General features: G+C 70.2%; 19 protein-coding genes. 15 read left to right on the plus strand and 4 right to left on the minus strand.

Annotated features, from left to right (window positions below; all coding sequences use genetic code 11):
- Window positions 1-53: 53 nt before the first annotated feature.
- Window positions 54-2,306 carry a bifunctional (p)ppGpp synthetase/guanosine-3',5'-bis(diphosphate) 3'-pyrophosphohydrolase gene (locus AB0K73_RS06060; protein WP_360511641.1) on the plus strand — a complete coding sequence of 751 codons (2,253 nt, stop codon included), beginning with the start codon at window positions 54-56 and terminating at the stop codon, window positions 2,304-2,306.
- A 5-nt stretch (window positions 2,307-2,311) separates the two neighbouring features.
- Here the strand turns inward: AB0K73_RS06060 and AB0K73_RS06065 are convergent, their stop codons facing one another.
- The 3 genes from AB0K73_RS06065 to AB0K73_RS06075 form a co-directional block, all read right to left on the minus strand.
- The gene (locus AB0K73_RS06065) at window positions 2,312-2,881 is read right to left on the minus strand and encodes a hypothetical protein (RefSeq protein ID WP_360511643.1); all 570 of its coding nucleotides are present in this window, start codon (window positions 2,879-2,881) and stop codon (window positions 2,312-2,314) included.
- Between the two features lie 119 nt (window positions 2,882-3,000).
- Window positions 3,001-4,233, minus strand: a complete 1,233-nt coding sequence (locus AB0K73_RS06070; protein WP_360511645.1) for a DUF349 domain-containing protein — start codon at window positions 4,231-4,233, stop codon at window positions 3,001-3,003.
- Window positions 4,234-4,319: 86 nt separating this feature from the next.
- Entirely contained in the window at window positions 4,320-5,105 is a 786-nt protein-coding gene (locus tag AB0K73_RS06075; protein WP_360511646.1) for a peptidylprolyl isomerase, read from the minus strand.
- 113 nt (window positions 5,106-5,218) lie between these two features.
- Between AB0K73_RS06075 and AB0K73_RS06080 the strand changes: the two genes are divergently transcribed.
- The 14 genes from AB0K73_RS06080 to AB0K73_RS06145 all read left to right on the plus strand — a co-directional run bounded on the left by AB0K73_RS06080 (window position 5,219) and on the right by AB0K73_RS06145 (window position 18,636).
- Window positions 5,219-6,589 carry a replication-associated recombination protein A gene (locus tag AB0K73_RS06080; protein ID WP_360511648.1) on the plus strand — a complete coding sequence of 457 codons (1,371 nt, stop codon included), beginning with the start codon at window positions 5,219-5,221 and terminating at the stop codon, window positions 6,587-6,589.
- A 196-nt stretch (window positions 6,590-6,785) separates the two neighbouring features.
- Window positions 6,786-7,409 carry a 30S ribosomal protein S4 gene (rpsD, locus tag AB0K73_RS06085; RefSeq protein ID WP_360511650.1) on the plus strand — a complete coding sequence of 208 codons (624 nt, stop codon included), beginning with the start codon at window positions 6,786-6,788 and terminating at the stop codon, window positions 7,407-7,409.
- A gap of 148 nt (window positions 7,410-7,557) precedes the next feature.
- Window positions 7,558-7,749 (plus strand): hypothetical protein, encoded by a 192-nt coding sequence (locus tag AB0K73_RS06090; protein ID WP_360512290.1) that lies wholly within the window; start codon window positions 7,558-7,560, stop codon window positions 7,747-7,749.
- A gap of 49 nt (window positions 7,750-7,798) precedes the next feature.
- Window positions 7,799-10,456 carry an alanine--tRNA ligase gene (alaS, locus tag AB0K73_RS06095; RefSeq protein WP_360511652.1) on the plus strand — a complete coding sequence of 886 codons (2,658 nt, stop codon included), beginning with the start codon at window positions 7,799-7,801 and terminating at the stop codon, window positions 10,454-10,456.
- 5 nt (window positions 10,457-10,461) lie between these two features.
- Complete coding sequence (gene ruvX, locus AB0K73_RS06100; protein WP_360511654.1) at window positions 10,462-10,938, plus strand: Holliday junction resolvase RuvX; 477 nt, start codon at window positions 10,462-10,464, stop codon at window positions 10,936-10,938.
- Window positions 10,939-10,985: 47 nt separating this feature from the next.
- Window positions 10,986-12,635 carry an endolytic transglycosylase MltG gene (gene mltG / locus AB0K73_RS06105; protein WP_360511656.1) on the plus strand — a complete coding sequence of 550 codons (1,650 nt, stop codon included), beginning with the start codon at window positions 10,986-10,988 and terminating at the stop codon, window positions 12,633-12,635.
- Window positions 12,625-13,455, plus strand: a complete 831-nt coding sequence (locus tag AB0K73_RS06110) for a shikimate dehydrogenase (protein ID WP_360511658.1) — start codon at window positions 12,625-12,627, stop codon at window positions 13,453-13,455. Before mltG ends, AB0K73_RS06110 begins: the two co-directional genes overlap by 11 nt.
- 24 nt (window positions 13,456-13,479) lie before the next feature.
- On the plus strand, window positions 13,480-14,700 hold the full coding sequence (gene aroC, locus AB0K73_RS06115; RefSeq protein ID WP_360511660.1) for a chorismate synthase: 1,221 nt from the start codon (window positions 13,480-13,482) through the stop codon (window positions 14,698-14,700).
- Window positions 14,693-15,211, plus strand: coding sequence for a shikimate kinase (locus AB0K73_RS06120; RefSeq protein WP_360511662.1), 519 nt, complete (start codon window positions 14,693-14,695; stop codon window positions 15,209-15,211). The genes aroC and AB0K73_RS06120 overlap by 8 nt, the downstream gene beginning before the upstream one ends.
- On the plus strand, window positions 15,208-16,290 hold the full coding sequence (gene aroB / locus AB0K73_RS06125) for a 3-dehydroquinate synthase (protein ID WP_360511664.1): 1,083 nt from the start codon (window positions 15,208-15,210) through the stop codon (window positions 16,288-16,290). Before AB0K73_RS06120 ends, aroB begins: the two co-directional genes overlap by 4 nt.
- Before the next feature lie 86 nt (window positions 16,291-16,376).
- A complete protein-coding gene (locus AB0K73_RS06130) occupies window positions 16,377-16,820 on the plus strand; it encodes a type II 3-dehydroquinate dehydratase (RefSeq protein ID WP_360511666.1) in 444 nt (147 codons plus the stop codon).
- Window positions 16,821-16,895: 75 nt separating this feature from the next.
- Entirely contained in the window at window positions 16,896-17,459 is a 564-nt protein-coding gene (gene efp, locus AB0K73_RS06135; RefSeq protein ID WP_360511668.1) for an elongation factor P, read from the plus strand.
- Complete coding sequence (gene nusB, locus AB0K73_RS06140; protein ID WP_360511670.1) at window positions 17,456-17,869, plus strand: transcription antitermination factor NusB; 414 nt, start codon at window positions 17,456-17,458, stop codon at window positions 17,867-17,869. The genes efp and nusB overlap by 4 nt, the downstream gene beginning before the upstream one ends.
- A gap of 233 nt (window positions 17,870-18,102) precedes the next feature.
- Window positions 18,103-18,636, plus strand: a complete 534-nt coding sequence (locus AB0K73_RS06145) for a DoxX family protein (RefSeq protein WP_360511672.1) — start codon at window positions 18,103-18,105, stop codon at window positions 18,634-18,636.
- A 58-nt stretch (window positions 18,637-18,694) separates the two neighbouring features.
- On the opposite strand, the gene AB0K73_RS06150 is transcribed toward AB0K73_RS06145, so the two are convergent.
- Window positions 18,695-19,339, minus strand: a complete 645-nt coding sequence (locus AB0K73_RS06150; protein WP_360511674.1) for a hypothetical protein — start codon at window positions 19,337-19,339, stop codon at window positions 18,695-18,697.
- Between the last annotated feature and the right edge of the window lie 36 nt (window positions 19,340-19,375).

Raw genomic sequence — 19,375 nt, forward strand, 5'->3', positions numbered from 1 at the left:
GCGGCGCGAACCAGGTCTCGGAACGGCGATAATTGAGTTCTGGAGGTGTGCGCATGACTGAAGCGGGAGTCAATTCGACCGCTTCGCTGCGCCGCCTCGTACCCCGCATCTTCTCGAGGGCGCAGCCGTCGGGCGCGGTCGAGACGCTCATGCGCACCGTTCGGATGCACCATCCGAAGGCGGATCTCGCCCTCGTCGAGCGTGCGTACACGGTCGCCGAGCGCGCCCACGAGGGACAGAAACGCAAGAGCGGCGAGCCCTACATCACGCACCCCGTTGCGGTCGCCCAGATCCTGGCCGACCTCGGCATCGGGTCGAAGACGGTGGCCGCGGCACTGCTCCACGACACGGTGGAAGACACCGCCTACACGCTCGACCAGGTGCGCGCCGATTTCGGTGACGAGATCGCCATGCTCGTCGACGGCGTCACCAAGCTCGACAAGGTCAAGTACGGCGACTCCACCCAGGCCGAGACCGTGCGGAAGATGATCGTCGCGATGTCGAAGGACATCCGCGTGCTCATCATCAAGCTCGCCGACCGACTTCACAACGCCCGAACATGGGGCTTCGTGCCCGCCGAGTCGGCGACCCGTAAGGCCACCGAGACCCTCGAGATCTACGCACCCCTCGCACACCGGCTGGGCATCCAGGCCATCAAGCTCGAGCTCGAGGACCTGTCATTCGCCGTGCTCTACCCGAAGCTGTACGCCGAGATCGAGAGCCTCGTGAAGCAGCGCACGCCGCAACGCGAGGAGTTCGTCCAGAACGTCATCGACCTGGTCAGCGACGACCTGAAGGCCGCGAAGATCCGCGGCAAGGTGATGGGCCGGCCCAAGCAGTTCTACTCGATCTACCAGAAGATGATCGTGCGCGGGCGCGACTTCGACGAGATCTACGACCTCACCGGCATCCGCGTGCTCGTGAACTCGGTGCGCGACTGCTACGCCGTGCTCGGGGCGATTCACGCAAGGTGGACGCCGCTGCCCGGGCGCTTCAAGGACTACATCGCCACGCCGAAGTTCAACCTCTACCAGTCGCTGCACACCACGGTCATCGGACCGAAGGGGCGTGCGGTCGAGATCCAGATCCGCACCCACGACATGCATCAGCGTGCCGAGTACGGCGTCGCCGCGCACTGGAAGTACAAGGAGCGCATGAACGCCGGGCGCACCGCCGAGGTCGCGGGCACGAACGAGACCGACATGGCGTGGCTCGCGCACATCTCCGACTGGCAGGCCGAGACCGCCGACCCCGGCGAGTTCCTCGACTCGCTGCGCTTCGAGATCGGTGCGAAGGAGGTCTACGTCTTCACGCCCAAGGGCCGCGTGATCGGACTGCCCGCCGGCGCGACGCCGGTCGATTTCGCCTACGCCGTGCACACCGAGGTCGGTCACCGCACCATGGGCGCCAAGGTCAATGGCCGGCTGGTCCCGCTCGAGAGCGAGCTGAACAGTGGCGATGTGGTCGAGGTGTTCACCTCGAAGAACCCCGACTCGGGTCCGAGCCAGGACTGGCTCATGTTCGTCAAGAGCCCACGCGCGCGAAACAAGATCCGCCAGTGGTTCACGAAGGAACGCCGCGACGAGGCGATCGAGCAGGGCCGCGACGCGATCGCACGCGCGATGCGCAAGCAGAACCTCCCGCTCCAGAAGCTGATGAGCCAGGAGTCGTTCGCCGAGGTCGCCGCGCAGCTGAAGTACGACGACGTCTCATCGCTGTACGCCGCCGTCGGCGAGGGCCACGTGTCCACCCAGTCGGTGCTCGAGAAGGTCGTCGCACTCGTGCGCGACGTCGAGGAGGGCGACGAGCCCGAACTGCCGATGCCGGTGCGATCGCGCCCGCTGCCGCGAAGCTCGGACTCGGGCGTGCTCGTGCGCGGCGCACCCGACATCCTCGTGAAGCTCGCCCGTTGCTGCACACCGGTGCCGGGCGACAAGATCGTGGGCTTCGTCACCCGCGGCTCGGGTGTCTCCGTGCACCAGGCCGACTGCCACAACGTGCAGGGCCTGATGCAGGAGCCCGAACGCATGATCGACGTCGAATGGGCGCCGAGCTCGAAGAGCATCTTCCTCGTGCAGATCCAGATCGAGGCGCTCGACCGAGCCGGCCTCCTCTCCGATGTGACGCGCGTGTTGTCGGAACACCACGTCAACATCCTCTCCGCCAACGTCTCGACCTCGACCGATCGGCTCGCGCTCAGCAAGTTCGTGTTCGAGATGGGCGACACGACGCACCTCGACCGCGTGCTGAACGCCGTTCGGCGCATCGACGCCGTGTACGACGTCTACCGGGTGAGCGACGGCTGACCCGATCAGGCGACCGCGACGATCGCCGAGACCGCGACGGCGCGCTCGAGTCGTGCGAGCGCGAGCGACTTGTGCGGCATCCGCGTCGCGGCGTCGAGCCGCGCTCGGAGTGCTGAGCGGAGCCAGGGTCTCGGACCGATGAGCGCGCCGATGACGCCCTCGCCGCCCGTCGCGTCGTAGTCGGCGTCGCGCAGGAGATCGAAGCCGGTGCGCACCACGGAGGTGCAGCGGACGCGGCCGAACTCCACGACCTCGGACCCCTCGATCTTCACCTCGCGCACGGTCGCACGGGGATCGCCGATCGGGGCGATTCGTGCGCTGTGCGGCACGCAGAACTGGGCGACGGCGGGCGGCACCGTCAGGGCGCCGTGCACCCACGCGGCCGACATCCGCTCGATGACGAGCGGACGCGGCATCCGGAGCGCGATCACCGCGGCGCGGAAGGCGGGCAGGTCGGGTTCGTCGACCGGCGCCCACCCCTCGTCGATGGCGAAGAGCTCGCCATCGAGTCGTGCCGCACAGAGTTCGGCCATCGGGAGGTCGACGGTGCCGAGCACCGTGGGAAGTCGGGACATTCGCCCATGCTGGGGCATCGCCTCGGACGCGAAGGCGCTCTGGCTCGTCGCTGTGGAGAACATGGCCGCTCGGGCGGGTGCGCGGGGGAGTGGAAGCCGGCCGGGTCAGCCGCTGAGGTTCAACCGCCGACCGCCCTGAGCCAGGCCCGGCGTGCGTCGAGCGCCTCGCGTGCCGCGTCGGCGGCGCGAGTGTCGCCCGATGCTTCGGCGGCGGCGAGTTCGGCTTCGAGCTTGGCGATGGCGTCCTGCAGCTGGCCGACCATGCCCTCGGACCGCGCCTTCTTCTCGGGGTCCTCGCGCTCCCACTGCTGGTCCTCGAGGGACCGCACGTGCGTCTCGACCTTGCGCAGGCGATCCTCGACGGGGCGCACCTGGTCGCGGGGGACCCGGCCGATCTCGTCCCACTTGCGCTGAACGCGGTTGAGCGCGGCCCGTGCCTGCTTGGGATCCTTCTCGGCGAGCAGCTTCTCGGCCTCCTCCAGGAGGGCGAGCTTCTCGGTGAGGTTGGCGCGGTAGGCCTCGTCCTCCTGGGCGTCGACCTCGGCCTTGGCCTGGAAGAGCACGTCGCCGGCCGCCTTGAACTTCGCCCACAGGGAATCGTCGAGCTTCTTGCCCGCCCGACCGGCCTGCTTCCACTCGTCGAGGAGGGTGCGGTAGTCGGCCACGGCGTCGGCGCCGCGCGGGGCAAGGGCCTCTGCGCGTTCGATGAGGCTCTGCTTGCGGGATCGGACGTCGCGGTGGGCGGCGTCGAGCTCGGCGAAGAACGCCTTGCGGTGCTGTTCGATGGTGGAGCGAGCGGCACGGAAGCGCTTCCAGAGTTCGTTCGCCTCGTTCTTGGGCAGGCGGGGGCCGTCCTGCTGATGCTGCTGCCACCTCGCAAACAGCGCGTCGAGCTCGGCCGTCGCCTGCTTCCACTGCGTCTTCGCGGGGTCTTGGGCGGCAAGCGCCTCGGCTTGCTCGACGATCCGGGTGCGCTCGGCGAGGGCCTCGACGACGGCCGCCCTGGCCTCGGCCTGCTGCTGCTCGGTGAGCTCCTTCGTGGTGCCCGAGAGCGCCTCGAGGCGGCGGGCAAGCGAGTCCAGATCGCCGACCGCCTTGGCGGTCGCGACCGAATCACGCAGGTTGGCGACGGCCTTCGCGACGTCTGCCGCCGGAGCCCCTCGGCGAACGCGCTGCTCGAGGAGGCCCACCTGGCCCGCGAGGTCGGCGTACTTCCGTTCGAAGTAGGCGAGCGCCTCCTCGGGTGTGGCGTCGGGGTACTGGCCGACCTCTCGCTCACCGTCGGCCGTGCGTACGAAGACGGTGCCCGTCTCGTCGACGCGGCCCCACGGTTGCTGCTCTGAATCGGTCACGGCCTCACCCTGTCGTGGTCGGATGCCGCCAGCGGCGGCGATGACGGCATCAAGCCTATTGCACCGCTCGTGGGCGGTGCCGGACGTCACTCGACGGTGAACCCGGTGATCGTCACGGGCACCGCGGGAGCGCCGTCGGTGGCGCCATCGGCCGTGCCGGCGTCGGTGATGCCCGAGCGCAGCGCGTCGAGACCGCTGGTCACGCGACCGATCACCGTGTAGCCGCCGGCCTCGTCGGTGGGGAGGGCCGTGTCCTCGTAGACGATGAAGAACTGGCTGCCGTGGCTGTAGCCGTTCTGCTGCTGGCGGGCCATGGCGATGGTGCCTGCGGGATACGTCCCGTCTTCGGGCGCGTTCTCCACGGGTCCGTAGCTGTAGCCCGGCCCGCCGCTGCCGTCGCCGGCGGGGTCGCCGCACTGCAGCACCCAGATGTTGTCCTTGGTGAGACGGTGGCAGGCGGTGCCCACGTAGAAGCCCGACTGGACGAGGCTGATCTCGCTCGAGACGGCCTGCGGCGCGGCCTCGCCGTCGAGCTCGACGCCGAGCGCGATGTCGTTGAGGGTGAGCGTGCCGGTCCACGTGCGGCCCTCGGCGAGGTCGGGCGAGGGGACGTCGCCCTGGTTCTCGCCGGCGGGCGGCGTGGCCGTGGGGGTCGGCGTCGCCGTCGGCTCGGCCTCGGTGCTCCCGGGGCCGCCGTTGAAGTAGAGCAGCTGCACTGCGACCGCGAGGGCGAGCACGACGACGAGAGCGGCGACCGCGATCACGTTGTCGCGAGTGCGTCGGCGTTGCTTGCGGGCATGCACTTCCTGGCGGGCCTTGTAGGTGCGGAGGCGCGCCCGTTCCTCGCGCACCTGACGGTCGTTCGATGCCACGCATGCTCCTTCTCGGGACTCCTGCGTGCCGACTCTACGCAAGGCCCGGTTTCGGCACCAATCGTGCGGGGGAGCGGGCTTCGGTGTCGGATGCCGCGGCTACGCTTGATCGTATGGTGGACTCCGGCCCGGGGCTGCGCTCCGGCGCGACGCCGCTCGCGGTGCGTATGCGCCCGACGAGCCTCGACGAAGTCGCGGGTCAGCGCCACCTCCTCACCCCGGGGTCTCCGCTCGTCGCCCTCGCGAGCGACCGGTCGGGGGAGTCGGGATCGGTCTCGGTCATCCTCTGGGGCCCACCCGGCACCGGCAAGACGACGCTCGCCCAGGCCATCGCCCGCTCGTCGGGCCGGAAATTCGTCGAGCTCTCGGCGGTCACGGCCGGTGTCCGCGACGTTCGGCAGGTCATGGAGGAGGCACGCGCCAGCCGCGACCTCTACGGCCTCTCCACCGTGCTCTTCCTCGACGAGATCCACCGCTTCACGAAGGCCCAGCAGGACGCCCTCCTTCCCGGCGTCGAGAACGGCTGGGTCATCCTCGTCGCGGCGACGACCGAGAACCCGTCATTCTCGGTCATCTCGCCACTCCTGTCGCGTTCGCTGCTGCTCACGCTCGAACTCCTCACCGACGACGACCTCGGCGTGCTCGTCGACCGTGCGCTCGAGGACGACCGCGGACTCGCGGGCCGCGTCGAACTCGATCCCGAGGCGCGCGCCGCCATCATCCGGCTCGCCTCGGGCGATGCCAGGCGGGCGCTGACGGCCCTCGAGGCCGCTGCCGTCGCGGCCTCGCAGACCGTCGCCGTGGCCGAAGGCGATGAGGCGACGGATGCCGCGGCGCCGGCCAAGCCCGTGATCACCGCCGACGTCGTGGCTCGCGCCGTCGACCGCGCGCTCCTCAGATACGACCGCAACGGCGACGAGCACTACGACGTCATCAGCGCCTTCATCAAATCGGTCCGGGGTAGTGACGTCGATGCGGCGCTGCACTACCTCGCGCGGATGATCGAGGCGGGCGAGGATCCGAGGTTCATCGCCCGCCGCATCATCGTGCTCGCCTCGGAGGACATCGGCATGGCCGACCCCATGGCGCTCGGGGTCGCCGTCGCGGCCGCCGACGCCGTGCAGTACATCGGCATGCCGGAGGGGCGCATCCCGCTCGCCCAGGCTGTGGTGCACCTCGCCACCGCCCCGAAGTCGAACGCGGCGTACCTCGGCATCGACCAGGCGATCGCCGACGTGCGCGCCGGCAAGGCCGGCCGGGTGCCGAAGCACCTCCGCGACGCGCACTATCCCGGTGCGAAGCGGCTGGGTCACGGCAAGGGATACCTCTACCCGCACGACGATCCGATCGGCGTCGTGACGCAGGAATACCTGCCCGATCCGCTTCGCGGGGCCGTCTATTACGAGCCCACCGAGCACGGCAACGAGCGCGACGTCTCGGCACGGCTGGCCAAGCTTCGGCGCATCGTGCGGGGTGGCCGGTGACGTCGTGCGGGCACAGGCCGGCGTGATAGCATGTTCGCTGGCCTGAAGCCAGATTCTCGAGCGCGGCTGCGAGAGAGTCATCGGCGAATGGGTGCGATCTGTAGCCGATCCGCCCTTGGCGAATCCCTCTGACACAGACTTCCGGTGCGTGATCGCGCCGTGAATTCACACTTGAGATTCTTCCGAAAGGACATTCGTGTCGAACCAGTCACGTAGCAAGACCCGTCTCTCACGTGCGCTCGGCGTCGCCCTCACCCCGAAGGCCGCCAAGTACATGGAGAAGCGCCCGTACGCTCCCGGCGAGCACGGCCGCACGAAGCGCAAGCAGGACTCCGACTACGCGGTGCGCCTCCGCGAGAAGCAGCGCCTCCGCGCCCAGTACGGCATCCGCGAGAAGCAGCTGCGCATCGCCTTCAACGAGGCCCGTCGCACCGACGGCCTGACGGGTGAGAACCTCGTCGAGCTCCTCGAGATGCGCCTCGACGCACTCGTGCTGCGCGCCGGCTTCGCTCGCACGATCTCGCAGGCCCGCCAGTTCGTGGTGCACCGCCACATCGTCGTCGACGGCCAGATCGTCGACCGCCCCTCGTTCCGCGTGAAGCCCGGCCAGACCATCGGCGTCAAGCAGCGTTCCGAGGGCACCGAGCCGTTCCAGGTCGCCGCGGCCGGCGGCCACGTCGACGTGCTCCCCAAGCTCCCCGGCTACATCGACGTGCAGCTCGACAAGCTCCAGGCGACCCTCATCCGTCGTCCGAAGCGTGCCGAGGTCCCCGTGACCTGTGACGTCCAGCTCGTCGTCGAGTACTACGCCGCTCGCTGATCCGGCGCAGTTCGAGCAGGGGCCGCGGGGGCAACCCGCGGCCCCTGTTTCCGTCTTCGGCGCCATCGCTCGCCACTAGACTGTATGGATGCGTGCCGGGCGGTGGTCGCGCGGCTTCGAATCGTCAGAGGAGCACTTCGTGAAGAGCATGCTGTGGTTCGCCGTGGGCGTCGCAACCGGCTTCGTCGCCGCGCACCAGCTCAACCAGACCAAGCAGGGCCGGGAGTTCTTCTCCTCGATCGACGCCAAGGCCAGGGCCTTCGGCACGGCCATCGCCGAGGGCTACCACGAACGCGACGCCGAACTCCGAGCGCAGGGCGACTCCGCAGCCACGAGCTGACGCCCCTCGAACCGCCCGGCGCCCCGGGCAGCTGAACCAGAACGGAATCATGCAGACTGCAGACATCCGCCAGCGCTGGCTTGACTACTTCGCTGCGCGCGGCCACACCGTCGTGCCCTCGGCCTCGCTCGTCTCCGACGACCCGACGCTGCTCTTCACGGTTGCCGGAATGGTGCCGTTCGTCCCCTATCTCACCGGCCTCGTACCCCCGCCCTACCCCCGCGCGACCAGCGTGCAGAAGTGCATCCGCACGAACGACATCGAAGAGGTCGGCAGGACCCCTCGGCACGGCACGTTCTTCCAGATGTGCGGCAACTTCTCGTTCGGCGACTACTTCAAGGAAGGCGCGATCGCCTTCGCGTGGGAGTTGCTGACGACTCCCGAAGACGACGGCGGGCTCGGCTTCGACCCGAACGACCTCTGGGTCACCGTCTTCAGGGAGGACGATGAGGCCTTCGAGCTGTGGAAGAAGATCGCGGGCCTGCCCGACGAGCGCATCCAACGTCTCGACGAGGACACGAACTACTGGCACACCGGTCAGTCCGGTCCGGCGGGGCCGTGCTCCGAGATCTTCTTCGATCGTGGTCCCGCGTACGGCATCGATGGTGGGCCGGCGACCGACGACGACCGATACGTCGAGATCTGGAACCTCGTGTTCATGCAGTACCTGATCGACGATGTGACGTCGAAGACCGACTTCCGCGTCGTGCGCGAACTGCCGAAGAAGAACATCGACACCGGTATGGGGCTCGAGCGCGTGGCCTTCATCAAGCAGGGCGTCGACAACATGTACGAGATCGACCAGGTGCGCCCCGTGCTCGACCGCGCGGCCGAGTTGTCGGGCCGCGCCTACGGGGCGAACCACGATGACGACGTGCGCATGCGCGTCATCGCCGACCACGTTCGCTCCTCGCTCATGCTCATGAGCGATGGGGTCGCCCCGTCGAACGAGGGCCGCGGATACATCCTCCGCCGGCTCCTGCGTCGCACCATCCGGGCGATGCGCCTCCTCGGCGTGGACGGTCCCACGTTCCGCGAGCTCTTCGCGGCCTCGCGCGACGCCATGAAGGCGGCGTACCCCGAGGTCGCGCACGACTACGCGCACATCGAGCAGCTCGCCCTCGGTGAGGAGGAGACCTTCCTGCGCACCCTCGCCGCCGGCACGTCGATCCTCGACACCGCCGTCGCGTCGACCAAGCAGTCGGGCCGCGACGAGCTGGCGGGCGACACCGCGTTCCTCCTGCACGACACGTACGGGTTCCCCATCGAGCTCACCCTCGAGATGGCCGAGGAGGCGGGCCTCGCGGTCGACCGCGGCGCGTTCGACGAGCTCATGACGGCGCAGCGCACGCGCGCGAAGGCCGATGCCAAGTCGAAGAAGAAGGTGCTCGCCGACCTCTCGGTGTACGGCCAGTTCCGCGCGCACGGTGAGACGATCTTCACGGGCTACACCGACCTCACCACCGAATCGACCGTGCTCGGGGTCATCGTCGACGGTCAGCCCGTGCCCGTCGCGACCACGGGGCAGACGGCGGAGGTCATCCTCGCCGAGACGTCCCTCTACGCGGAGTCTGGCGGTCAGGCACCCGATCAGGGCCGCATCGTCGGCGATGGGTTCGAGCTGCAGGTGATCGACGTGCAGCGGCCCGTCAAGGGACTCATCAGCCACACGGTGAAGGTCGCCTCGGGCGAGGTGGGCGTCGGCGTGCCCGTGACGACCCTCGTCGACGAGGACTACCGGCGCGGCGCCACGCAGGCCCACTCGGGCACCCACATCGTGCACGCGGCGCTGCGACAGGTGCTCGGCCCGAACGCGCACCAGTCGGGGTCGTTCAACAAGGCCGGGTACCTCCGGCTCGACTACGGCTGGAACTCGGCGCTGTCGGCCGCCACGCGCAGCGAGATCGAGGAGATCTCGAACGACGCCATCCGCGACAACCTCGACGTGGTCACCCGTGAGATGACGCTCGATGAGGCGAAATCGCTCGGCGCGATGGCGCTCTTCGGCGAGAAGTACGGCGACGTCGTGCGTGTCGTCGACATCGGCGGTCCATGGTCGCGGGAGCTCTGCGCGGGCACGCACGTGTCGTCGAGCGCCGAGATCGGCATGATCAACATCGTCGGCGAGTCCTCGGTCGGCGCCTCCAACCGACGCGTGGAGTCGCTCGTCGGACGTGATGCGTTCAAGCGATTCGCGGCCGAACGGGCCCTCGTCAACGAGCTCACCAGCACGCTCAAGACCCGCCCCGAGCAGCTCGTCGATCGCGTGGGCGAGCTCGTGACGAGCCTGAAGACCGCCGAGAAGAAGATCCAGGCCTACGAGGCGCGGGCACTGAGCGACCGTGTTCCCGCGCTCGCGGCCAACGCCGTGCGCGCAGGTGACGTGCTCCTCGTGGCCGAGACGGTCGGCCGGCTCGGCTCGGGCGACGAGCTGCGTTCGCTGGCGACGGCCGTGCGCGGGAAGCTCGGCGACGCGGCATCCGTCGTCGCCCTGGCCGCCGAGGTCGGCGGAAAACCCGTCGCGATCGTGGCCACTTCGCCGGCGGCCCGCGACGCCGGAGCCAACGCCGGGGCGCTCGCGAAGACCATGGCGGGAGTGCTGGGCGGTGGTGGCGGCGGCAAGCCCGACCTCGCGCAGGGCGGCGGCAGCGACCTCTCGGCCATCCCCGCCGCGCTCGACGCGGTGCGGCGCGAGGTCGGCCGGTAGTCGGCATGCGATCGGGCGTGAGGCTCGGCATCGACGTGGGGCGCGTGCGCATCGGCGTCGCACGTTGCGATGCCGGCGCGCTCCTCGCCGTGCCGGTCGAAACGGTGCCGCGAGCGGCCGACGGCGACGCCGACGTGCACCGCGTGATCGAGTTGGCGGAGGAGTACGGGGCCTTCGAGCTGGTGGTGGGGCATCCGCTCGCATTATCGGGCGCCTCCACCGCCTCGACCGACGACGCGGTGGCCTTCGCCGAGCGGCTGGCGGCGAACGGCGCCACGGTGCGGCTCGTCGACGAGCGCCTGTCGACGGTGAGCGCCCAGCACGCCCTGCGGGCGGCCGGGCGGTCGACTCGCAGCCGGCGTCCAGTCGTCGACCAAGTCGCAGCCGTTATCATTCTGCAACACGCCATCGACACGGAGCGGGCGTCGGGCGTCGAGCCCGGGCACCTGCTCACGAGAGACGAAGGGTCGTCCCCCCTGTGACCCACCTCCCTCCCGCTTCCCCGGGCGGCGGACGAGAACGGCCTCCGATGTCCCGACGCGAGGCCCGCGAGGCAGAGCAACGGCGGGCCGCGCTGCTCGCCCAGCAGCAGGAACAGGCCGCGGCACCGCCGCCCCCGCCCCAACCGACGCAGGCCCCGGCCCAGCCCGCCCGACCGCAGTGGCAGGCGGCCGCGGCAGAGCCGCACGCGCCCGCCGCACCGCCGCCCACAGGTCCGCTCAACGCGCCGCGGCGGCCGGTGTACGACCGCGACCCGGCGCAGTGGCCCGACCAGCCGACCCCGGCCGCCGTCCCGGTCTCGCCGCGTCCCCCCGTGCAGTCGCCACTGCCCGCGCAGCCGCCGTTGCCCGCGCAGCCTCCCGCGCAATCCTGGCCGGCCGCGCAGCCACCGGCGCAAGCGTGGCCCGCCGCGCAGCAGCCCGCCGCCGAGCGCGACACCACGTTCCGGTGGCAACTCGACGACCCCTCCCCGTCGGCCCGGAGCGATCACCAGCACGACCGCCTCCCGTGGGACGACCAGCTCCAGACCCTCACCGCCGACCCCGACGACGAGACGCATGAGCGGCTCAGCCGCGCGGAGCGCCGAGCCCTCAAGCGCGACGGCTCCCACGACGAGGTTCGGCCGCGCGGCAGGGGCGCCTGGGGATGCCTCATCGGGCTGCTCATCGTGGGCGCCCTCGTCGCCGGCGCATACTTCTTCCTGCAGGGCCCCATCAGCGCCCTCATGGAGCGCTTCACGCCCGCCGAGGACTTCGCCGGCTCGGGCACCGGCGAGGTGATCTTCATGATCCACGACGGAGACACCGGCTCCGACATCGCCGAGAACCTCGTCGACGAGGGCGTCACGGCCTCGTACGACGCGTTCTACGACCTCCTGCTCCAGGAGACCCCCGAACCCGAGTTCCATCCCGGCGCCTACCTCCTCGCCGAGGAGATGAGCGCCGAGGCCGCACTCGACGCCCTGCTCGATCCGGCGAAGAAGCTCGAGAACACCGTGCTCATCACCGAGGGCACATGGGCCCGCGACGCGCTGGCCGAGGCATCCGCGGTGCTCGAGATCCCGATCGAGGAGCTCCAGGCCGCCGCTGCGAACCCGCAGGCGCTCGGCCTCCCGGCGGAGGCGACGAGCGTCGAGGGCTTCCTCTTCCCGGCGACGTACACCTTCAACCCCGGCGCCACCGCGCAGGAGATCGTGCAGACCATGGTCACCGAGAGCCTCGCGGCCTTCGACGCCGCCGGGGTTGCGCCCGAGGACCGCTATCGGGTCGCGACGCTCGCCTCGCTGATCGAGCGCGAGGGACTCCCGCAGGACTTCACGAAGGTCTCGCGGGTCATCCAGAACCGCCTCGAACAGGAGATGCCGCTGCAGTTCGACTCGACCGTGCACTACGGGCTCGGCGACAACTCGGTGGTCACGACGACCGACGCGGAGCGCGAGGACCCGGCGAACCCGTACAACACGTACGTGCACCAGGGACTGCCGCCCGGCCCGATCGGAAATCCGGGAGCCGAGGCGATCCAGGCCGCCCTCAACCCGGCCGACGGGACGTGGCTGTACTTCGTGACGGTCAACCCCGAGACCGGCGAGACGGTGTTCACCTCGACGTTCGAAGAGCACGAGGCCGCCGCCGAGCGGTTCTACCAATGGCTGGAGGAGCACCCCGACAATGGGCAGTGAGCTGCGCCGACTCGCCGTGCTCGGTTCACCGATCGCGCATTCGAAGAGTCCCGCGCTGCACCGCGCCGCATATCGCCGGCTCGGCCTCGACTGGGAGTACACCGCGATCGAGCTGCAGGGGCATGAGCTCGCCGACTTCATCGACGGGCTGGATGCCTCGTGGCGCGGCCTCTCGCTCACGATGCCGTTGAAGCACGACGTGCTGCCCCTCCTCGACGACCTCGACGAGATCGCAACCGCCACGGGAGCGGCCAACACCGTGTTCTTCGACGACGGCAGGCGACGAGGCTTCAACACGGATGTCGGCGGCATCGTGCGCACGCTCCGGGAAGCGGGTGTCGGCGGGGTGCACCGGGGCGTGATCGTCGGGGGTGGCGCCACCGCCGGCTCGGCGCTCGTGGCGATGTCGCAGCTCGGTGCCGCGAACGTGCGGGTGCTCGTGCGCCGCGGGGGCGCCGCCGCCGAGCTCGAGGCCCTCGGCACGCGTCTCGGCATCGCCGTCGAGGAGGGTGGCCTCGACGAGCTCGGCCGGATCGACGATGCGGAACTCGTCGTGAGCACCGTGCCCGGCGGCATCGACCTGGGCGTCGAGCCGCGCGCAGCCCTCGTGCAGCGCGCGCACCTCCTCGACGTGGCCTACGACCCGTGGCCGTCGCCGCTGGGATCGAGCTGGATCGCGGCGGGCGGCACGGTCGTGCACGGCCTCGGGATGCTGCTGCACCAGGCGCTCCTCCAGGTGCGGATCTTCGTGACCGGCGACCCGACGACCGAGCTGCCCGACGAGAGCGCCGTGCTCGCCGTCATGCGCGATTCCCTCTGATCCGGCTGTGGAAGGATAGGAGGCATGCTCCGTTGGCTCACTGCCGGAGAGTCGCACGGGCCTGAGCTCGTCGCGATCCTCGAGGGTCTTCCCGCCGGTATCCCCGTCTCACTCGACGCCATCCGCGCCGACCTCGCTCGACGCAAGCTCGGCTACGGTCGCGGCGCCCGCATGAAGTTCGAGCAGGACGAGCTCGCGATCTCAGGCGGGGTTCGACACGGGCAGAGCCTCGGCAGCCCCATCGCGGTGCGCATCGGCAACACCGAGTGGCCGAAGTGGCAGGAGGTCATGAGCCCCGAGCCCGTCGACCCGGCCACGCTCGGTCGCGGCCGCGGGGCGCCGCTCACCCGGCCCCGGCCCGGGCATGCCGACCTGGTCGGCATGCAGAAGTACGGGTTCGACGAGGCACGTCCGGTGCTCGAGCGTGCCAGCGCCCGCGAGACGGCGGCCCGCGTCGCCCTCGGCGCGATCGCACGGGCCTTCCTCGTCGAGCTCGGCATCCGCCTCGTGTCGCACACGATCGCCATCGGCCCGGTGCGGGTTCCCGAAGACCGCCCGCTTCCCCTGCCGGGCGATGTCGAGCGTCTCGATGCCGACCCCCTGCGCTGCTTCGACCCCGAGACCTCCGAACGCATGGTGGCCGAGGTCGACTCGGCCCACAAAGACGGCGACACCCTCGGCGGCGTCGTCGAGGTGCTGGCCTACGGCGTTCCGCCGGGCCTCGGTTCGTACGTGCACTGGGATCGGCGGCTCGACGCCCAACTCGCCGCCGCGCTCATGGGCATCCAGGCCATCAAGGGCGTCGAGGTCGGCGACGGCTTCACGACCACGACCCGTCGCGGCTCGGCCGCGCACGACGAGCTGCACCAGAGCGACGGCCGCATCGTGCGCGCGAGCGATCGCGCCGGCGGCACCGAGGGCGGCATGTCCACCGGCACCGTCCTGCGCGTGCGTGCCGGCATGAAGCCCATCGCGACCGTGCCGCACGCGCTGCCGACGGTCGACGTCGCCACGGGCGAGGCGGCGGCCGCACATCATCAGCGGTCGGATGTCTGCGCGGTGCCCGCGGCCGGCGTCGTGGCCGAGGCCATGGTGGCGCTCACCGTCGCCAACGCGGTGCTGGAGAAGTTCGGCGGCGACTCGGTGGGCGAGACCCGCCGCAACCTCGAGGCCTACCTCGCGGCGATCCCCGACGCGCTGCTCACCGAGATCGCGAGCTCGGAGGTCGCGGGCGACCGTGTCTGACGCGTCGCGGATCGCCCTGCCGATCGTGCTCATCGGCGCCATGGGGGCCGGTAAGTCCCGCGTCGGGCAGCGGCTCGCGGCATCCGTCGGCGCGCCGTTCATCGACACCGACGCGCGCATCACCGATCGTCACGGACCCATCGACCGGATCTTCGAGCGCGACGGCGAGGAGGTCTTCCGCCGGGTGGAGCGCGAAGCCGTCGCCGAGGCGCTCCGCGAGCCCGCGGTGATCTCGTTGGGCGGGGGCGCCGTGCTGCACCCCGACACGAAGGCGGATCTCGCCGCCCTGCCGGTGGTGTGGCTGCGGGTGTCGCCCGAGGCGGTCGCGTCGCGACTCACCGGCGGCAATCGGCCGCTCCTCGCGGAGGGCGGGCTCGCCACCTGGGCGGCGATCCTCGAGGAGCGCACTCCCGTCTACCGGGCGCTCGCCGACCTGGACATCGACACGTCGCGCCGCTCGGTCGCACGCATCGTCGAGGACATCACCGAGCACTTCGGAGGAGCACGATGACGCAGGACGCCCGCACGACCATCCGAGTCGGGGGCGAGTCGGGCTACGACGTCGTCGTGGGGCGTGGCGTCGTCGCCGGGCTCGGCGAGGCGCTGGGACCCGCGGTTCGCAAGGTGCTCGTCGTGCACGCGCCGACGCTCGGCGCCCGCGCGACCGAGCTCCGCGAGCTGCTCCAGGACCGGTTCGAGGTGCTGCTCGCCGAGGTGCCCGACGCGGAGGCCGGCAAGCGCGTCGAGGTCGCGGCGTTCTGCTGGCAGATCCTCGGCCAGGCAGACTTCACCCGCAGCGACGCGATCGTGGGACTCGGCGGGGGAGCGATCACCGACCTCGCGGGCTTCGTGGCGGCCACATGGCTTCGCGGGGTGCGCATCGTGCAGGTGCCGACGACAGTGCTCGGCATGGTCGACGCGGCGGTCGGCGGCAAGACCGGCATCAACACCAACGAGGGCAAGAACCTCGTCGGCGCCTTCCACGTCCCGGCCGCGGTGCTCTGCGACCTCGAGTTGCTCGACACGTTGCCGCGGAACGAGATCCTCGCCGGGTTCGCCGAGATCGTGAAGGCCGGATTCATCCGGTACCCCGAGATCCTCGACGTCATCGAGGCCGACCCCGAGATCGCGACGGATCCGGCGACGCCCGAATTCCGTCGGGTCGTCGAGCTCGCGATCCAGATGAAGGCCGACGTGGTCTCCGAGGACTTCACCGAGCAGGGGCTGCGCGAGATCCTGAACTACGGGCACACGCTCGGTCACGCCGTCGAGCACGCCGAGCGGTACCAGTGGCGGCACGGCGCGGCGATCTCCGTCGGCATGGCGTTCGCCGCCGAACTCGGCCGCCTCTCTGGGCGGCTCTCCGACGAGGTGGCCGACCGGCACAAGCGCGTGCTCGACCTGCTCGGCCTGCCCACCACGTATCCCGCCGGTCGCTGGAACACGCTGCTCGCGACCATGCAGCGCGACAAGAAGGCGCGCGCCGGGCAATTGCGCTTCATCGTGCTCGACGACCTCGCGAAGCCAACGGTGATGCAGGCACCCGACCAGTCGCTGCTGTTCGCGGCCTACCAGGAGATCGGCTCCTGACATGAAGGCGGGCGGATGCCGCAGCCGCGACATCCGCCCCGCTCCATGCGCTGCCCCGCTCGTTCACCCGTCGATAGGCTTGCCGCGTGACCACCACGATCCTCGTCCTCAACGGGCCGAACCTCGGCCGACTCGGCACGCGCGAGCCCGAGGTGTACGGCAGCGAGACGCTCGCCGACATCGGGGCCGGGCTCGCGGCATCCGCCCCCGACGACGTCGAGATCGACCTCCGCCAGACCGATGATGAGGCCGAGCTCATCGGCTGGATCCATGAGGCGGTCGATCGTCGCCTTCCGGTGGTGCTGAACCCGGCGGCGTTCACGCACTACAGCTACGCCCTCCGCGACGCGGCCGCCCAGCTGAAGGCCGCCGGCGTGCCGCTCGTGGAGGTGCACCTCTCGAACCCGCACACGCGCGAGACGTTCCGGCACACGAGCGTGATCTCGGGTGTCGCGACGGGTGTCATCGCCGGGTTCGGCGCGGATTCCTACCGTCTCGCGGTCGACTGGGTTCTGCGTTCGCGCGGGTGAGTCGACTACACTCGATCAGTCGCACGCGATCGCGCGTGCCCGCTGACTTCCCACGATCGATCGGAAACACTCCCAATGGCAAGCACCGCTGACATCAAGAACGGCGTCGTTCTCTCCATCGACGGCCAGCTGTGGAACGTCATCGAGTTCCAGCACGTCAAGCCCGGCAAGGGTGGTGCCTTCGTCCGCACGAAGCTGAAGAACGTCGTCACCGGCAAGGTCGTCGACCGCACGTACAACGCCGGGGCCAAGGTCGACATCGAGAACGTCGACCGTCGCGACTTCACCTACCTCTACAACGACGGTGAGGGCTTCGTGTTCATGGACGCGACGGACTACGACCAGATCACGGTTCCCGCCGCCACCGTCGGTGACGCGGCCAACTTCATGCTCGAGAACCAGTCGGTCACCATCGGCCTGAACAACGGCAATCCCCTCTACGTCGACCTCCCCGCGTCGGTCGTGCTCGAGATCACCTACACCGAGCCGGGCCTGCAGGGCGACCGATCGACGGGCGGCACGAAGCCCGCGACCGTCGAGACCGGCTACGAGATCCAGGTGCCCCTGTTCCTCGAGACCGGCACCAAGGTCAAGGTCGACACTCGCACAGGCGAGTACCTCGGCCGTGTGAACGAGTGAGCGCCCGCACGAAGGCGCGCAAGCGCGCCCTCGACATGCTGTACTCAGCCGACATGCGCCAGGTGCCGGTCGAGCGCGTGCTCGCCGTCGAGGCCGAGCGCGCGGTGAGCGAGCCCGAGCGACAGGCGTCCTGGTTGTACGCACGCGAGATCGTCGACGGCATCGTCGACCATCGTGACGAGATCGACGAGCTCATCACCACCCACTCACGCGGCTGGACGCTCGAGCGCATGCCGGCGGTCGACCGGGCGCTGCTGCGCATCGGCGTGTGGGAGATCGTCTACAACGACGCGGTGCCCGATCCCGTGGCGATCTCCGAAGCCGTCGAGGCGGCCACGGTGCTGTCGACGGATGACTCGGCCGGATTCGTGAACGGGCTCCTCGCGGCGATCTCACACGCGAAGGCCTAGGGCTCCCCGAGGGCTCCCGGTCGGTCGCCACGACCGCGGCGGCGATGGGGCATCCGAGCGGGGAGGCGGCCGCATCCGCAGGTGGTAACCCGGACGCGATTCGAGTGCGGACCCTCTGCGCTTTCCCACGCGACCCCTGATCCCGGGGGCGGGCGTCGACGGTTCACTGGAATCACTGCGCTACTTCGCGCGGATCGAACCCACACTCACCGCTCCGGAAGGAACCGTTCGTCATGTCCTCGTTCACCGCCACGCCCACCGACCTTCATCACGTCCGCCCGCGGCCGGTTCCGGCACCGCTCGGTCTCGTCGCCCGTCTCACCGCCCTCGAGGCGATGCTGAAGGCGATCCTCGAGCGCTGGAGCATTCCCGCCCTGCGCGTCGCCCTCGGCGCGGTCTTCGTCGCCTTCGGCGCGCTGAAGTTCTTCCCGGGCGTGAGCCCCGTCGAGCCGCTCGTCGAGGCCACCTGGGGCGTGTTGACGTTCGGCATCGTCGGCGGCCAGCTCGCCCTGGTGCTCACCGCGATCATCGAGACCCTCGCGGGCCTCGCCATCATCTCGGGCGTGTTCGCGCGCTTCGGCCTCGTGATGCTCGCGATCGCGTTCGTCGGCATCCTCTCGCCGCTGGTGTTCTTCCCGGGCGAGCTGTTCTCCGCCGCGGGCCCCACCCTGCTCGGCCAGTACGTGCTGAAGAACGTCGTGCTCATCGCGGCCGCCCTCGTGGTCGCCTCGAAGGCGCTCCGCGGCCCCGTCCGCTCGGCGCGATGACCGGTGGCACGGCCTTCCCAAGGGCGGAGCGCATCGCGCTCCGCCCTTCGGCGTCGCCTCAGACCTCGGCGGCGTGGGGTCGACGATCCGCCGCAGCAGCGGTCGCAGCACGGGTTCCCCAGGCCGCGAGCACCGCGGCCTCCGCCGCGTAGCCGATGAGTGTGCCGTGCGGCCAATAGCTGAGGGCGAAGGTCGAGATCACGAGGATCGGCAGCGTCGAACCCACCAGGACTCGCTCCCAGAGCGGGATGCCCTGCCGACGAGCCTTGATCGCCACAACCAGCGCGCAGACGCCGATGAACACGAGCACGAGGAACTCGGTGCCCCACATGAAACGCAGCGGGGCATTCGACGCATGGTTGAGGTAGCTGAGCAGGGTCACCGGCGCCCCGAGCAGCGTCGCCCAGCCGAGGACCCGTCCGCTCCGGCCGAGCGCGGCGAACGCCGGCCCGGTCGCCAACCAGATGAGCACGAACGACGGGGCGACGGCCGCCCCGAACACGAGGTAGAAGTCGTATTCGCCCATCCCACGCAGCCAGTCGCGGATTCCGTCGTAGACGGGCAGGTCGTCGAGGACGCGCAACCAACGCGGCGAGTGCGCTCCCGACCAGGCGGCCTGCTGTGGCGGGAGCAGGAAGAGCGCCCAGAGGGCGCCGGCGAGCGCCGCGGCGACGGCCAGCGGCCTGGATGGGTGCGTGCGCATCACCGCAGCGTAGCGACGAGGCATCCGGTCGCGGCA

The organism is Agromyces sp. NPDC052230 (assembly GCF_040679595.1).
GTDB lineage: Bacteria > Actinomycetota > Actinomycetes > Actinomycetales > Microbacteriaceae > Agromyces.